Here is a 15002-nt window from a genome sequence, read left to right as displayed (position 1 = left end):
CGCTCATGTGTGAGCATTTGGCTGATGATCCCGCCGGGAAACCCAAAAAATATTCGCGTAACTGGGGCGGTGTCTGGCCGAAAACCCCCGGGCGATTGTTTGGAACCGGCTTTGTCAGGCTCTACCAGCTGACATTGTCAGGCTTTATCGGCAATTCCTGCCGTCACCTGCCGACTTGCTCCGAATATGCTTATGAGTCCATTGCCCGCTATGGGTTGTGGACGGGTGGCTGGATGGGGCTCTTCCGCTTTGTCCGTTGCGGACCCGGTGGCACCCATGGTCATGATCCGGTGCCGACATTACTCGATGCGCGGTTTGTGTGGTATATGCCCTGGCGCTACTGGGGGGTGGGCAAGCAGCGTTGACACCCATCTCTGCTAAACATCCCACTCTCCGTCATCCTCGGGCTTGACCCGAGGACCCACGACTGAGTAGCCGAGATCACGGCGCATTCAGCGTTTGCCCTTACGTGAAACTTGAAATTGCGGATGTATTCCTGCTGTTTACCGTGGGTCCTCGGGTCAAGCCCGAGGATGACGGAGAAAGGGGGGGGGCTTGAGGTAAAGTAAGGCAGCCCAATCCCCTTTTCATCGACAGGTACTTTACGCCGGTCATAACTCTGATTAAAAGTCCGCTCGCCGGAGCCGTTCCGGTTACCAAACACCACCCGCAACCGTTGGCGGGACTGGATAGGAGCAATCTGATGTCACAGACAGTTTCCAAAACTGTATCCATGCAATTCCCCGATGGCTCGAAGCGCAATTATGATGCTGCCATATCTGGTGCGGAACTTGCTGAATCAATCTCGAAATCCCTTGCCAAGAAGGCAGTCGCCTATGCGGTTGATGGCGTTGTGCGCGATCTTTCCGACCCGCTGCTGGCTTCCGGCAGCATTGAAATCCTGACCCGCGATGATCCGCGCGCGCTTGAGCTGATCCGGCACGACTGTGCCCACGTTCTGGCCGAAGCCGTGCAGGAACTGTTTCCGGGTACGCAAGTTACCATTGGTCCGGTGATCGAGAACGGATTCTACTACGATTTTGCCAAGAACGAGCCCTTCACGCCCGACGACCTGCCGGTCATCGAGAAGAAGATGCGCGAGATCATTGGCCGCAACAAGCCGTTCACCAAGGAAATCTGGTCACGCGAAAAGGCTCGCAAAGTCTTTGCCGACAAGGGCGAGGCCTACAAGGTCGAGCTTGTCGATGCCATTCCTGAAGATCAGGACCTGAAGATTTATGCGCAGGGCGACTGGTATGACCTTTGCCGCGGCCCGCACATGTCCTCGACAGGGCAGGTCGGCAATGCCTTCAAGCTGATGAAGGTGGCCGGTGCTTACTGGCGCGGCGACAGCAACAATCCGATGCTCAGCCGCATTTACGGTACGGCCTTTGCGACCGATGCGGAATTACAGTCCTATCTGCATGTGCTTGAGGAAGCCGAGAAACGCGATCACCGCAAGCTTGGCCGCGAAATGGACCTGTTTCATTTTCAGGAAGAAGGCCCCGGTGTTGTGTTCTGGCATGCCAAGGGCTGGCGCATGTTCCAGTCACTGGTCAGCTATATGCGCCGCCGTCTCGATGGCGTCTATCAGGAGGTCAATGCACCGCAGGTGCTCGACAAATCCCTGTGGGAGACGTCGGGTCACTGGGGTTGGTATCGCGACAACATGTTCAAGGTGACGGTTGCCGGCGACGAAACCGATGATGAACGCATTTTTGCGCTCAAGCCGATGAACTGCCCCGGTCATGTGCAAATCTTCAAACATGGCTTGAAGTCTTACCGTGATCTGCCTGTACGGCTTGCAGAATTCGGCAATGTGCATCGTTATGAACCCTCAGGCGCATTGCATGGTCTGATGCGCGTGCGTGGCTTCACACAGGACGACGCGCATGTTTTCTGCACGGACGAACAGATGGCGGCCGAATGTCTGCGCATCAATGATCTGATCCTGTCGGTCTACAAGGATTTCGGCTTTGACGAGATCACCATCAAGCTTTCGACACGTCCCGAAAAGCGTGTCGGTTCGGACGCGCTCTGGGATCGCGCCGAAGAGGTCATGATGGGCGTTCTGGAGCAGATCCAGCAGCAGTCGAACGATATCAAAACCGGCATTCTGCCGGGCGAGGGTGCCTTCTACGGTCCCAAGTTCGAATATACGCTGAAAGATGCCATTGGCCGCGAGTGGCAATGCGGAACGACACAGGTGGATTTCAATCTGCCTGAACGTTTTGGTGCATTCTACATCGACTCAACCTCGGAAAAGAAACAGCCGGTGATGATCCATCGTGCCATCTGCGGCTCGATGGAACGTTTCCTCGGCATTCTCATCGAGAACTTTGCCGGTCATCTGCCGCTATGGTTCGCGCCGGTGCAGGTTGTGGTTGCCACAATCACCACGGAAGCCGATGATTATGGCAGGCAGGTTGCCAAGGAACTGAAGGCTGCCGGTCTTCAGGTCATCACGGATTTCCGCAACGAGAAGATCAACTACAAGGTGCGCGAGCATTCCTTGCAGAAAGTACCGGTCATTCTCGTCTGCGGCATGCGTGAAGCGGAAGAGCGTACGGTCAATATGCGCCGTCTTGGCTCGCAGAATCAGATGTCACTCAGCCTTGATGATGCAATCAGGCAGCTCAGCCATGAAGCAACGCCGCCCGATCTCCTGCGTCTGGCCGCCGAGTAAACCCGAACATTTTATGACAGCGTGGTGACTTTCATCACGCTGTCGCATCCCTAGGCACCTTCGTAATCCTACGGATTTCAACGATACGCCTCTGCTGCTAGATTGCCATAACCGTATTTGTCCTGAACGACTGAACAGCGTCTGGGGAACACAATGGATATTGCGACAATCCTGACATTCAGTTTGGCGTTCTTTGTTTTCGCGGTCAGTCCCGGACCCGATAATATCACGATCCTGTCCAAAACAGTGTCGAATGGCCCATCCCATGGGATAGCTTACGGTACAGGCGTTGTGTGCAGCATTTTCTGTTTTGTCGTCCTTGCCGCCATCGGTTTTAATGCGATTTCGCAATATATGAATGAAAACCTGCGACTGCTGCAATATGCTGGCGCTGCCTATCTCACCTATACGGGCATTTCGATGTGGCGATCCAATCCGGATGCGGCACCCCGCCAAATGAAGGGTGGGCTCGCAAGGCTGTTTTTGACTGGCTTTTTGCTCAATATCAGTAACCCCAAAATGCCAATATTCTATCTTGCCCTGCTCCCCGGTGTGCTTGGCATAAAACCCTTGTCGATAACCGATACCCTCATTCTGCTGCTCGTCATCGCTCTGATTGAAGTTATTGTCGTTGGCGGCCATGTCATTGTTGCATTGAAGGCCAGGAGTGCGTTGAAGAGGCCTGAACGCATCCGGCTTATGAACAAAGGTGCAGGTGTGTTGATGGTGGGTGCAGGAGTTTTGGTTGCGGCTCGCTGACGGCTCATGTAATTGAGCGGCGTGCTTCATCACGCTGTCATGGAATGGCGTGATTATTCAGCCGATTCACTATTTGCCGGGATGCAAACGTGCAGTTCAGAGAACTCTCCTATGCCAACGACACCCAGTCACGCGCAACGCAATGGCTGATCCGTTCGATTGAAGGTCTGTCGGGCCGCGATCATTATGTGCGGCTCTACAATGCGTGGCGCACGGACATTGTCCCTGTTGGTATTGATGTCTTCTGCCGCATGATGGACCTGATCAACATCAAACTCGATGTTCAGGATCAATGGCCGCCGCAGCAATTGCCTGAAACACCGCTGGTGATCGTTGCCAACCATCCTTTCGGTATTGGCGATGGCATCGCCGCCCTGGCATTGGCCGAACAACTCGGGCGTCCGTTCCGGGTGCTTATCAATAATGATCTGATGAAAGTGCCGGAAATCCGCCCCTATGCACTGCCGGTCTGTTTTGACGAGACCAAGGAAGCCGTGGCGATGAATATGGCGACGCGTCACGAAGCCGTGCGCCTTTTGAAAGAAGGCGTCACCATTGTCGTCTTCCCGGCAGGCGGCGTTGCGACGGCACGCAAGGGCTTTGGCCGGGCAGAGGATCTTCCATGGAAGATTTTTCCGGCAAAGCTGGTGCAGCAAGCCAAGGCTTCGGTCATTCCCGTTTATTTCGGCGGGCAGAATGGTCGCTTCTTCCATCTTGCCAGCAAGATTTCCATGACCCTGCGTATTTCGCTGCTTATCCGGGAATTCCGTAAACTGTCGGGAAAAGCCATCAATGTGCGCATAGGCCGGACAATGGACTGGTCCGAACTTGCACCATTGGTCGATCGCAAAGCTTTGCTGGATTATATGTATGGCGCGGTGTTTTCGCTCGATCCGGCCAAATCCCGCTAGGCATTAATCCAGCGGCTCGTCGCCGCCAACAGGCTGATTGGCGGTTGAGGCGGCACTGGCACCGCCTGTTGCCAGCACTTCAACATCCTGATTGCGCCCGGCAACGACCTTGAAGTCGCGCTGGTAAATCTTGTCCTTGTTCTTGGCGATGATGATGTATTCGCCTTCTGCCAGAACAATGGATGCAAACGCGCCAACGCTTTCACGCACGATATCGCCTGAGGTCGTCAGTACCGACCAGGCCGTATCCGCAAGCGCTTCACCACCGTTTTCACGTACCAGTTTCATGGTCAGCTGCGCCGCGCGGTGTTCCACATTGGCTTCGGTGATCTTGCCCGCTTCGACGCGAATATCCGCGCGGATGACCGCATTGGCTGTGCCGTAATTGGAAACGATCTGATACGTCCCGGCATTGAGCCGTACGACGCTTTCCGGCTTCACGTCAGGGATGATCAGTGCCCGCTCGCCGGTTGCATCCTCGTGGTCCTCATAGATCGAGAAACGCAGCTGATCCTGCGGAATGCGTCCGCCGCCGGAAAGCACGGCATTCAGCTTAACCCCGCCCGCATCGAGAATCATTGTCTCGTTGCGCTTGGCGCGTGTCATGGTGATGCGTTTTGTGGCACCGGCCCGGCCAAAGGCCACATGGACGAGATAACTGCCCGGTGCCAGATTGAATGAGGTGGTACCGCCCTTCGAAGTTGCAAGAAGTTGCAACTTGCCGTCGGGATCAGGTTCCGGTGAGAATATGCGCCAGACAAGGCCGCGCCCGATATTTTCGCCATTTTCCGCAAGCTTTGCCGACAGAACCAGTTCCGGCTCATTGGCAATGGGGTTGTTGGCTGGCGCTTTCGGATTGGCATATTCATTGATGGCGGGAATCGCCGGCATCTTTACTTCAGGCGCGAGCGACTGTGCCGACGCACTCCCGGCAAACAAGTTTGCCGGGGCAAGCAGGCTCATAGCCAGCGCCACAAGCAATTGCCTGTGTTTGCCGGAGCCAATGGCCGCTTGCTGATTGAAGAATTTGCCCATTCGCTGTTTTGATCTCAAGCGGGTGGCAATTTCAAGGCTTTTTCGCACGATCGTGACTTTACACAGGTGATGAAACCAAGACATTGTCCGCCCATTCGAAAAACAGGACCTGGTACATCATTCCATGGATCATTCTATGCCTTCTCCCATTATAGAGTTTTTGTCGCAGCGCAGCTCCACCCCCATCTCGGCCATCGGTCTTCCGGGTCCAAGCGATGCGGATATTGAAACCATGATCCGCATTGCCTCGCGCGTGCCCGATCATGGCCGGCTGACCCCCTGGCGCTTTGTGCTGTATCGTGGCGATGCCCGCGTTGAAGTGGGCAAATATCTGGCTGAACTGGCTGAAGAGCGGGAAGGACCCTTGACCGAGCAGCGCCGCGAGCAGGAGCTGAAACGTTTTGCGCGTGCGCCGCTGGTCATCGGCGTGATCTTTTCCAAGGTGGATCATCATATTCCTGAATGGGAACAGTTCCTGTCCTCGGGTGCAGCGGCAATGAACCTTGTTCATGCGGCCAACGGCCTTGGCTACGCCACCAACTGGATCAGCAACTGGTATTCTTCCGATGAAAAGGGCCGGGCTTTGCTGGGCCTTGCACCACACGAAAGGGTTGCGGGGTTTGTCCATATCGGCACCTGCGATACGAAAGTGCCGGAGCGCCCGCGCCCTGATGTGAAGGACATCCTGTCGGAATATTCCGGACCATGGAAGGCCTGATCCAGCATGTTCTACAAATTCGATGACGGCCATGGCCTGCCGCACGATCCGCTGAAGGCCATTGTTGCACCGCGTCCTATCGGCTGGATATCAAGCCGCTCAGTTGATGGCAGGGTTAATCTGGCGCCTTACTCCTTCTTCAACATGATCAGCACCAAACCGTGCCTGATCATGTTTTCTTCGGAAGGGCGCAAGGACAGTGTGACCTTCATCGAGGAAACACGCGAATTTGCCGCCAATCTGGTCAGCGCCAACCTGTCGGTTGCCATGAACAAGACATCGGTGAATGCCCCGCGCGGTATCAGCGAATTTGAATATGCCGGGCTTCATGCCGCCGATTGCAATCTCATCGGCGCACCGCGTGTGGCCGAAGCCTTTGCAACGCTGGAATGTGTTGTGACCGATATCCAGCATCCGAAGGATCGCCACGGCAATCCGGTTCAGGCAATCATGGTCACGGGCGAGGTGATCGGCGTTCATATCAACGAGGCAATTCTCAAAGATGGTCTTGTGGATATGACCAAGGCCCAACCGGTCTCCCGCCTCGGTTACATGGATTTCGCCACAGTATCAGAGACATTTCAGATGTTCCGCCCCAAATGGGAGGAGTGATGTAATTTCACCGGTTCGTGGTCCGTGGTTCGACAAGCTCACCATGAGGGAGAGGGGTGATGCAACGATAATGTCCAACGTTGCGGTTCCTCACAGAGTTTGCAGAAAATAGCTCCCTTTCATCCACACTCTCCCTCATGGTGAGCTTGTCGAACCACGAACCACGAACCACCCACAACAGTCCTGCAATCTTGTTGTCTAACCACCCACTCTTGCCATCAACCGCTCAGCTCTTCTCAAATGCGGGCGATCGAACATCTGGCCGTTAATGCCAATCACCCCGGCAGTGGGATCATCGGCAAATGCCTGAATAATCTTTTGGGCGTGCTGGACAGCCTCGGCGGAGGGGGTAAACACCTCGTTGATCACGGGTACCTGTGCCGGGTGAATGGCAAGTTTGGCGGTAAAGCCATCGCGTTCGGCTTCCGCACATTCGCGCGCAAGACCTTCATCGTCCCGGTAATTGATATAAACAGTATCAATCGCAGCGACATCGGCGGCAGAGGAACCCAGAATCGTCAGCGCACGGGCCAATCGAAACACATCCGTATAGCGCCCATTATCATCACGCACGGCGCGGGCGCCGATCACCGCGGACAAATCCTCCGCACCCCAGCTCAACCCGATCAACCGGGAGGATGCGTCGGGGTACGTTGCAGTGGATAGCGTGCCCAGTGCTGTTTCGGTGATGATCGCAAGGATCTGTGTCGCGCCTTCTGCCGCGCCTGCATGAGCTTCATGCACATTCAATTTGGCTGAAAGGCGCGTCACATCCTTGCCGCTGTTGGATTTGGGCAGAAGAATGCCGTGCGGCAAAGAGGGCATCACCGCATCGAGATCGGCATCCGCCAGTCCGCTGGTCAGATCATTGATCCGCACAAACAGACGCGGCGTGGTTTTATCGCGATTGGTTTTCAGAAAATCCGCGGCGATCTGCCGGGCCGCTTCCTTGCGTTCGGCACTGACCGAATCCTCAAGATCGATCAGCAGCACATCCGCACCACTGGTCAGACCCTTTTCCAGCTTCTTTTCCGAATCGCCCGGAACAAACAATAGCGAGCGCATCAGGCAGCACTCTTCGATTTCATCATCGCCTGACGCGTGCATTTGGCAACAAGAACACCGTTCTGGTTGTAGGCACGGTGCTCAAACTCGACAATGCCGCGATCCGGCTTGGATTTGGAGGGCCGTGTTGACAGAACGGATGTTTCCACCCGCACCGTATCGCCATGGAACAGCGGAGAAGGGAAGGTAACGTCAGTCATCCCAAGATTGGCAATCGTGGTGCCGATGGTGGTGTCATTAACCGAAATACCGATCATCAGCCCCAGCGTGAACAGGGAATTGACCAGCGGCTTGCCCCATTCTGTCTTGGCGGCAAAGTCAAAATCGATATGCAGCGGCTGTGTGTTCAGGGTCATGACCGAAAACAGCATATTATCGCTTTCGGTGATGGTCTTGCGCAGGCTGTGATTGAAGACGTGCCCGACTTCGAATTCTTCCAGATATAGTCCGGCCATTTGTTTGGCGTCTCCTCGATGCAAATTTTTGCAAAAGACTAGGGCGGCTTTACCGGCTTCGCAACGGGCAGGAGAAAACTTCTCTGAGAACGTCAATTGAGTATGGTTAATCGATATGGTGAACCGATCGTAAACCTTTTGCCATTAGCCTCCGTCTTAATAAAAGGCTTGGGGTTTAACAGTTCATGACAATACAGCATTATCTGGCAATGGTCGGACATGCTGCGGCGGCACAACGTTGCCACGCTGCAGGGGCTCTGGCTCATATCTATCTCGAAACTGGCCGTGCTTTTGAAGACCGCTGTGCGGCGGAAGCGGCGTTGACGCTGCTGCTTGATGATCCCTCGCCAAAGGTGCGCCTTGCGCTGGCGGAAGCGTTTTCAACCAGCGCCCATGCGCCTGTGCATATCGTTGCCAGCCTTGCCCGCGACCAGATCGAAATCGCTGCCTATATGCTCGCAAGGTCTATGGTTCTGACGGATATTGACCTGATCGACTGCATCGCCGGTGGCTGCGGCGAAACCCAGAAGGTGATTGCGGGCAGGGCGAAGGTTTCCTTCGCTGTCAGTGCGGCTCTTATCGAGATCGCTGAGCCAGTCGCAATCCTTGCGCTGCTTGCCAATACCCGCGCCCATATCGCCGATATCAGTTTTCGTCGCCTGATCGAGCGCTTTGGCCATGTGGCCGATATCCGTGCGCTTCTGGCTGATGATAATAGATTACCCGCCGATTGCCGCCATGCGCTGGCCCTGAAAGTTGCTGAAGCCTTGTGCCGGATGGATATTGTCATGGCGCTGATGGGCGAGCGCCGGGCAAAACGTATTACCAGTGAGGCCTGCGTTAAGGCGTCGATCAGCCTCGTGGCCGCAACGCCTCCGGAACAATATCCGGCCTTGATTGAGCATTTGCAATTGCGCGGTGATCTGACCACCGCCTTCGTCATCCGCATTGTCGCTTCGGGCAAGATCGATTTCTTTGGCTCTATTCTGGTTTCATTGTCCGGCCATACCCTTTCACGGGTGCGCAACCTTTTGATTGATGGCCGCGATGCGGCGCTGGGCGCGTTGTTCACGGCGGCAGGCCTGCCTGACAGCACCCATCAACCGCTGCGCATCGCGCTTCATGCCTGGCGTGATGTGGCCAATGGCAAGCTGGCGATTGGACCACAGGAAGTTACCCGGCGCATGATGGAGCATCTTGTGCCTGATAATCATGGACTACCGGGTGATTTCGCCGTGGCAAACGATGATATGCAGTCCCTGCTGCGCAAGATTTATCTGGAGGCGATTCGAGAGAATGCGCGGGATCACGCGCTGGCGATGGCTGCTGCCTGAACCCTGTTTTCGCAGTTGAGCACGCATTTGATTACAAAATCAGATGCCCGGATGAACGAATGAAGACGCGGCTCGCGTATTCTGTGATGCAATATTGCTTTTTTGCGATAGGCTGAGCGAAAACAAAACCACCGTTCGTCCGGAACAACTATTTATTTCAGATGGTTATATCCGGATGTTACCAATTTTCTGCAGCTCTTGGAGGAGAGGGCGGAATAATAAGACAGTATTACTGACCTAATATTTCATGTTAGACTACGTGAAAAATCGCCTGACTGGGAGGTCTGCTGAATGTCTGATGATTCCCTTAGTGAATTTGGTCCACTAAGCCTGCATGTGCCTGAACCGGCCGTGCGCCCCGGCGGCGAGCCGGATTTTTCCAATGTGAACATTCCTGAAGCGGGTTCGGTGCGCCGCCCGCCCGTTGATGCCAATCCGGAGGAAATCCGCGATCTGGCCTTTTCCATCATTCGTGTTTTGAACCGGGATGGTGAAGCTGTTGGCCCGTGGGCCGGCGAGCTTTCGGATGAGCAGCTGGTTGAAGGCCTGCGCCATATGATGACGCTGCGCACATTCGATGCGCGCATGCAGATCGCACAACGGCAGGGCAAAACCTCGTTCTACATGCAGCATCTGGGCGAAGAAGCTGTCAGCTGCGCCTTCCGCAAGGCGCTCGCACCGGGTGACATGAATTTCCCGACTTATCGGCAGGCCGGTCTCCTGATCGCGAATGATTATCCGATGGTCGAAATGATGTGCCAGATTTATTCCAACGAGAAAGATCCGCTGAAGGGCCGGCAGCTGCCCATCATGTATTCCTCCAAGGAACATGGCTTCTTCTCGATTTCAGGCAATCTTGCAACGCAATATATTCAGGCTGTCGGCTGGGCCATGGCATCGGCGATCAAGAATGACACGAAGATTGCTGCAGGCTGGATCGGCGATGGATCGACGGCGGAGTCGGATTTCCACGCTGCCCTCGTTTTTGCGTCCACCTATAAAGCCCCGGTTGTTCTGAACATCGTCAACAACCAGTGGGCGATTTCCACCTTTCAGGGCATTGCCCGTGGCGGTGCGGGTACGTTCGCTGCGCGCGGTCTTGGTTTCGGCATGCCCGCGTTGCGCGTTGACGGCAATGATTATCTTGCCGTCTTTGCCGTGGCCAAATGGGCTATCGAGCGGGCAAGGCGCAATCTCGGGCCGACGGTTATCGAATATGTAACCTACCGCGCCGGTGCGCATTCCACTTCGGATGATCCTTCCGCCTACCGGCCAAAAACCGAATCCGATGCCTGGCCGCTAGGTGATCCGGTCATGCGGCTGAAGAACCACCTGATCGGACGCGGTGTCTGGTCGGAAGAGCGCCATACGCAGGCCGAGGCAGAAATCCTCGACACTGTGATATCAGCGCAAAAGGAAGCCGAAAGCTTCGGAACATTGCATGCGGGTGGCAAGCCATCGGCGCGCGATATGTTCGAAGGGGTTTATGAGGAAATGCCGCCGCATCTGCGTCGTCAGCGTCAGCAGGCGGGAGTTTGATCAATGCCGCGTAAAACAATGATTGAATCCATCCGCGATGCGATGGATGTGATGATGGAACGCGACGACAATGTGGTCGTGTTCGGCGAAGATGTCGGGTTTTTCGGCGGTGTTTTCCGCTGCACCCATGGTCTGCAGGCGAAATATGGCAAGACGCGCTGTTTCGATGCACCGATTAGTGAATTGGGTATCGTTGGCACCGCCATCGGCATGGCTGCTTATGGTTTGAAGCCATGCATTGAAATCCAGTTCGCCGATTACGTCTATCCGGCCTATGATCAGATCGTATCGGAAGCGGCGCGGCTGCGTTATCGCTCCAATGGCGGCTTTACCTGCCCGATTGTCATTCGTATGCCTGCCGGTGGTGGTATTTTCGGCGGACAGACGCACAGCCAGAGCCCGGAAGCGCTGTTCACGCATGTGTCCGGCCTTAAAGTGGTGGTGCCATCCAATCCGCATGACGCCAAGGGCCTGTTGATTGCAGCCCTTGAAGACCCCGATCCGGTCATCTTCCTTGAGCCAAAACGGCTCTACAACGGACCATTTGACGGCCATCATGACCGCCCGGTCACACCTTGGTCCAAGCATGAATTGGGTGAGGTTCCTGATGGTCACTACACGGTGCCGCTGGGCAAGGCCATCAAGCGCCGCGAGGGCAAAGAGCTGACCGTTCTCACCTATGGCACCATGGTCTATGTGGCGGAAGCTGCCGCCGAGGAAACCGGTATCGACGCGGAGATCATCGATCTGCGCACGCTGTTGCCGCTTGATCTCGAAACCATTGTAGAATCAGTCGCCAAAACGGGCCGCTGCGTCATCGTGCATGAAGCAACGCTGACATCAGGCTTTGGCGCGGAACTGGCGGCACTCGTTCAGGAGCATTGTTTCTACAATCTTGAAGCACCGGTCGCGCGGGTCACGGGCTGGGATACGCCCTATCCGCATGCGCAGGAGTGGGATTATTTCCCCGGTCCCGCGCGCGTTGGCCGCGCATTCGTTGAAACGCTGGAAGGGTAGGAGCTGGCGATGGGTGAATATGTCATCAAGCTGCCGGATGTCGGTGAAGGCGTTGCAGAGGCCGAACTTGTCGAATGGCATGTAAGGGTCGGTGATCTCGTGCGCGAGGATATGGTCCTTGCCGCCGTCATGACCGACAAGGCAACCGTTGAAATTCCATCGCCTGTGGACGGCGAAATTATCTGGCTGGGCGGTGAGATCGGGCAGGTGATTGCCATCGGTTCGCCGATTATCCGCCTGAAGATCGAAGGCGAGGGCCATGCCCCGGCGCCGGAACCGGCGAAGCCAGCCGAGGCGGAGCAGCCAAAGGCTGAACCCGTCAAGGCCGAGCCAAAGCCCGAGATCAGGGCGGATAAGCCGGTTGAAAAACCCGTGGCTCCGGTTGTTCACACGCCTTTGGCTGCGCCTGTGACCATCGGCGCACCGCGTGCCGAGGGCGACAGGGCACTTGCTTCACCGGCCGTGCGCCTGCGGGCCCGTGATGCGGGTGTTGACCTCAGGCAGGTGACTGGCACTGGTCCGGCCGGGCGTATCAGCCATGAAGATCTCGATACCTTCTTTGCCCGTGGTTCGCAAAAGCCTGTGATCTCAGGTCTTGCACCCGATACATCGGTCAAGGAAATCAAGGTGGTGGGTCTGCGCCGCAAGATTGCGGAAAAAATGGCGATTGCCAAATCGCACATCCCGCACATCACCTATGTGGAAGAAATCGACGTTACGTCGCTGGAAGAGCTGCGTGCCTTGCTCAATGCCAAGAAGCGCGCCGACCAGCCAAAGCTGACGCTGCTGCCCTTCCTGATGCGTGCCATGGTCAAAGCCATTGCCGAACAGCCGCAGCTGAATGCGCTCTATGATGATGACGCCAATATCATTCATCAGCATGGCGGCGTGCATATCGGCATTGCCGCACAGACCCCTTCGGGTCTAGTGGTTCCCGTCGTCAAACATGCGGAAGCGCGTGATCTGTGGGGTTGTGCCGCCGAGGTCAATCTTCTGGCGGATGCGGCCAAAACCGGCACGGCAACGCGCGAGCAACTGACCGGCTCGACCATCACCATCACCTCGCTCGGCAGCATGGGCGGCATCGTCACCACGCCCGTGATCAATTATCCGGAGGTCGCCATTATCGGCGTCAACAAGATGATGACGCGACCCATGTGGGATGGTGCGGCCTTTATCCCGCGCAAGATGATGAACCTGTCCTCAAGCTTCGATCACCGCGTCATCGATGGCTGGGATGCCGCAGTCTTTATTCAGCGGATCAAGACGCTGCTCGAAACGCCAGCGCTGATTTTCGTGGAGGGTTGATCCGATGAAAGATATTTCCTGCAAGCTGCTGGTCATCGGCGCTGGTCCCGGCGGCTATGTCTGCGCCATTCGCGCCGGTCAGCTCAACGTCGATACGGTGATTGTCGAGGCAGCAAAAGTTGGCGGTACATGCCTGCTCGTCGGCTGCATTCCCTCCAAGGCGCTGATCCACGCGGCGGATGAATTCGCGAAAGTCGCGCATTTCGCCGCAAAGCAGACGCCGCTTGGTATTTCCGTTACCGAACCCGCGATTGATTTTTCCAAGACCATCGCCTGGAAGGACGGCATTGTCAGCCGCCTGAACAATGGCGTCGCCGGTCTTTTGAAAAAGGCAAACGTCAAGATCGTCACGGGTAAGGCAAAGTTCCGCGATGGCAAGACAATCGAGGTGGAAACGCTGACGGGCCAACAGATCATCCGCGCGGAAAATGTGGTGATTGCAACAGGATCAGCGCCGGTTGAAGTGCCATCGCTGCCCTTTGGCGGCAATGTCATTTCCTCGACTGAAGCGCTGTCCCTGCCTGAGATTCCTGAAAATCTCGTGGTTGTCGGTGGTGGCTATATCGGGCTTGAACTTGGCACTGCCTATGCAAAGCTTGGCTCCAAGGTGACAGTGGTCGAAGCACAGTCAAAGGTTCTGCCGCAATATGATGCGGAGCTGACCCGTCCGGTGGTCAAACACCTGAACGAGCTTGGCATCACCGTATTAACGGGCGTGAAGGCCAAGGGCGTTGCCACCAAAGGCGATGCGCTGCTGATTGAAACGGCTGATGGCAAGGATGAGAAAATCCCTGCCGACAAGATACTCGTCACCGTTGGCCGTAAGCCTGTCACCTCTGGCTGGGGGCTGGAAGAGATCGACATCGATATGGATGGCCGGTTTGTCCGCATCGATGACAAATGCCGCACATCCATGCGTGGCGTCTATGCCATTGGCGATGTCACCGGCGAACCCATGCTCGCACACCGTGCCATGGCGCAGGGTGAAATGGTGGCGGAAATCGTTGCGGGCGAAAACCGCAGCTGGGACAAGCGTGCCATTGCTGCCGTATGTTTCACTGACCCCGAAATCGTCACGGTAGGCCTGTCGCCTGATGAGGCGAAAGCTGCCGGGCATGAGATCAAGATCGGGCTCTTTCCTTTCGCCGCCAATGGCCGCGCCATGACCAAGGAAGGCGAGGAGGGGTTTGTGCGGGTGGTGGCTGCTGCAAGCAATCACCTGATCCTCGGTATTCAGGCGGTGGGGCATGGGGTCTCCGAGCTTTCGGCTTCCTTTGCGCTCGCCATGGAAATGGGATCGCGTCTGGAGGACATTGCCGGGACAATCCACGCACACCCGACACAGGGCGAGGGCTTTCAGGAAGCCGCACTCAAGGCACTGGGTCACGCACTGCATATCTAATCAGGTTTGTTTCCGCATCAGGGCGCCAGTGATGGCGCCCTTTTTGTTTTGTGGTTGTGGTTTGTGGTGCGTGGTTCGACATAACAACCATGAGGGAGAGGGGTGGGTTGCAAAACGATCGTCGCGCCCTTCGACAAGCTCAGGATGAGGGAGAGGGAGGG

At 56.0% G+C, this 15002-nt stretch carries 14 protein-coding genes; 11 read left to right on the top strand and 3 right to left on the bottom strand.

Going from position 1 to position 15002, the window contains the following annotated elements; genetic code table 11:
- Window positions 1-17: 17 nt before the first annotated feature.
- From yidD to FHW17_RS18255, 4 genes are all read left to right on the top strand, one after another.
- Window positions 18-365 carry a membrane protein insertion efficiency factor YidD gene (yidD, locus tag FHW17_RS18270; RefSeq protein ID WP_246706892.1) on the top strand — a complete coding sequence of 116 codons (348 nt, stop codon included), beginning with the start codon at window positions 18-20 and terminating at the stop codon, window positions 363-365.
- A 338-nt stretch (window positions 366-703) separates the two neighbouring features.
- Entirely contained in the window at window positions 704-2686 is a 1983-nt protein-coding gene (gene thrS / locus FHW17_RS18265) for a threonine--tRNA ligase (RefSeq protein ID WP_182510480.1), read from the top strand.
- A gap of 153 nt (window positions 2687-2839) precedes the next feature.
- Complete coding sequence (locus FHW17_RS18260; RefSeq protein ID WP_182510479.1) at window positions 2840-3445, top strand: LysE family translocator; 606 nt, start codon at window positions 2840-2842, stop codon at window positions 3443-3445.
- An 89-nt stretch (window positions 3446-3534) separates the two neighbouring features.
- Window positions 3535-4356 (top strand): lysophospholipid acyltransferase family protein, encoded by an 822-nt coding sequence (locus FHW17_RS18255; protein ID WP_112529860.1) that lies wholly within the window; start codon window positions 3535-3537, stop codon window positions 4354-4356.
- A gap of 3 nt (window positions 4357-4359) precedes the next feature.
- On the opposite strand, the gene FHW17_RS18250 is transcribed toward FHW17_RS18255, so the two are convergent.
- Window positions 4360-5319 carry a hypothetical protein gene (locus FHW17_RS18250; protein ID WP_182510516.1) on the bottom strand — a complete coding sequence of 320 codons (960 nt, stop codon included), beginning with the start codon at window positions 5317-5319 and terminating at the stop codon, window positions 4360-4362.
- Window positions 5320-5527: 208 nt separating this feature from the next.
- Here FHW17_RS18250 and FHW17_RS18245 point away from each other — a divergent pair, with 208 nt between their 5' ends.
- Together FHW17_RS18245 and FHW17_RS18240 are read left to right on the top strand one after the other, a co-directional pair.
- Window positions 5528-6109, top strand: a complete 582-nt coding sequence (locus FHW17_RS18245; RefSeq protein WP_112529856.1) for a nitroreductase — start codon at window positions 5528-5530, stop codon at window positions 6107-6109.
- Window positions 6110-6115: 6 nt separating this feature from the next.
- A complete protein-coding gene (locus FHW17_RS18240; RefSeq protein WP_112529854.1) occupies window positions 6116-6721 on the top strand; it encodes a flavin reductase family protein in 606 nt (201 codons plus the stop codon).
- Between the two features lie 198 nt (window positions 6722-6919).
- Here FHW17_RS18240 and FHW17_RS18235 read toward each other — a convergent pair whose 3' ends face one another.
- Entirely contained in the window at window positions 6920-7786 is an 867-nt protein-coding gene (locus FHW17_RS18235) for a CoA ester lyase (protein WP_182510478.1), read from the bottom strand.
- Window positions 7786-8337: a MaoC family dehydratase gene (locus tag FHW17_RS18230; RefSeq protein WP_348643754.1), complete on the bottom strand. Its 552-nt coding sequence runs from the start codon at window positions 8335-8337 to the stop codon at window positions 7786-7788. Before FHW17_RS18230 ends, FHW17_RS18235 begins: the two co-directional genes overlap by 1 nt.
- An 89-nt stretch (window positions 8338-8426) precedes the next feature.
- Between FHW17_RS18230 and FHW17_RS18225 the strand changes: the two genes are divergently transcribed.
- From FHW17_RS18225 to lpdA, 5 genes are all read left to right on the top strand, one after another.
- Window positions 8427-9575 carry a DUF2336 domain-containing protein gene (locus FHW17_RS18225; protein WP_182510477.1) on the top strand — a complete coding sequence of 383 codons (1149 nt, stop codon included), beginning with the start codon at window positions 8427-8429 and terminating at the stop codon, window positions 9573-9575.
- Between the two features lie 291 nt (window positions 9576-9866).
- The gene (locus FHW17_RS18220) at window positions 9867-11114 is read left to right on the top strand and encodes a 3-methyl-2-oxobutanoate dehydrogenase (2-methylpropanoyl-transferring) subunit alpha (RefSeq protein ID WP_112529846.1); all 1248 of its coding nucleotides are present in this window, start codon (window positions 9867-9869) and stop codon (window positions 11112-11114) included.
- A gap of 3 nt (window positions 11115-11117) precedes the next feature.
- Window positions 11118-12131 (top strand): alpha-ketoacid dehydrogenase subunit beta, encoded by a 1014-nt coding sequence (locus FHW17_RS18215; protein WP_112529844.1) that lies wholly within the window; start codon window positions 11118-11120, stop codon window positions 12129-12131.
- 9 nt (window positions 12132-12140) lie between these two features.
- Window positions 12141-13439, top strand: coding sequence for a dihydrolipoamide acetyltransferase family protein (locus FHW17_RS18210; protein WP_182510476.1), 1299 nt, complete (start codon window positions 12141-12143; stop codon window positions 13437-13439).
- Window positions 13440-13443: 4 nt separating this feature from the next.
- Entirely contained in the window at window positions 13444-14841 is a 1398-nt protein-coding gene (gene lpdA, locus FHW17_RS18205; RefSeq protein ID WP_113097808.1) for a dihydrolipoyl dehydrogenase, read from the top strand.
- Window positions 14842-15002: the final 161 nt, after the last annotated feature.

Origin of the sequence: Phyllobacterium sp. P30BS-XVII, from assembly GCF_014138335.1 — a bacterium.
In the GTDB taxonomy this organism is placed as follows: Bacteria; Pseudomonadota; Alphaproteobacteria; order Rhizobiales; family Rhizobiaceae; genus Phyllobacterium; species Phyllobacterium meliloti.
This window is presented reverse-complemented; position numbering and strand designations above follow the sequence as displayed.

Bases quoted from the DNA above. Each gene is read 5' to 3' on its own strand.
- FHW17_RS18215 (WP_112529844.1), top strand. From the start codon at position 11,118: ATGCCGCGTAAAACAATGATTGAATCCATCCGCGATGCGATGGATGTG.
- FHW17_RS18225 (WP_182510477.1), top strand. From the start codon at position 8,427: ATGACAATACAGCATTATCTGGCAATGGTCGGACATGCTGCGGCGGCA.
- FHW17_RS18220 (WP_112529846.1), top strand. From the start codon at position 9,867: ATGTCTGATGATTCCCTTAGTGAATTTGGTCCACTAAGCCTGCATGTG.
- FHW17_RS18245 (WP_112529856.1), top strand. From the start codon at position 5,528: ATGCCTTCTCCCATTATAGAGTTTTTGTCGCAGCGCAGCTCCACCCCC.
- FHW17_RS18240 (WP_112529854.1), top strand. From the start codon at position 6,116: ATGTTCTACAAATTCGATGACGGCCATGGCCTGCCGCACGATCCGCTG.
- FHW17_RS18210 (WP_182510476.1), top strand. From the start codon at position 12,141: ATGGGTGAATATGTCATCAAGCTGCCGGATGTCGGTGAAGGCGTTGCA.
- FHW17_RS18235 (WP_182510478.1), bottom strand. From the start codon at position 7,786: ATGCGCTCGCTATTGTTTGTTCCGGGCGATTCGGAAAAGAAGCTGGAA.
- FHW17_RS18260 (WP_182510479.1), top strand. From the start codon at position 2,840: ATGGATATTGCGACAATCCTGACATTCAGTTTGGCGTTCTTTGTTTTC.
- lpdA (WP_113097808.1), top strand. From the start codon at position 13,444: ATGAAAGATATTTCCTGCAAGCTGCTGGTCATCGGCGCTGGTCCCGGC.
- FHW17_RS18250 (WP_182510516.1), bottom strand. From the start codon at position 5,319: ATGAGCCTGCTTGCCCCGGCAAACTTGTTTGCCGGGAGTGCGTCGGCA.
- thrS (WP_182510480.1), top strand. From the start codon at position 704: ATGTCACAGACAGTTTCCAAAACTGTATCCATGCAATTCCCCGATGGC.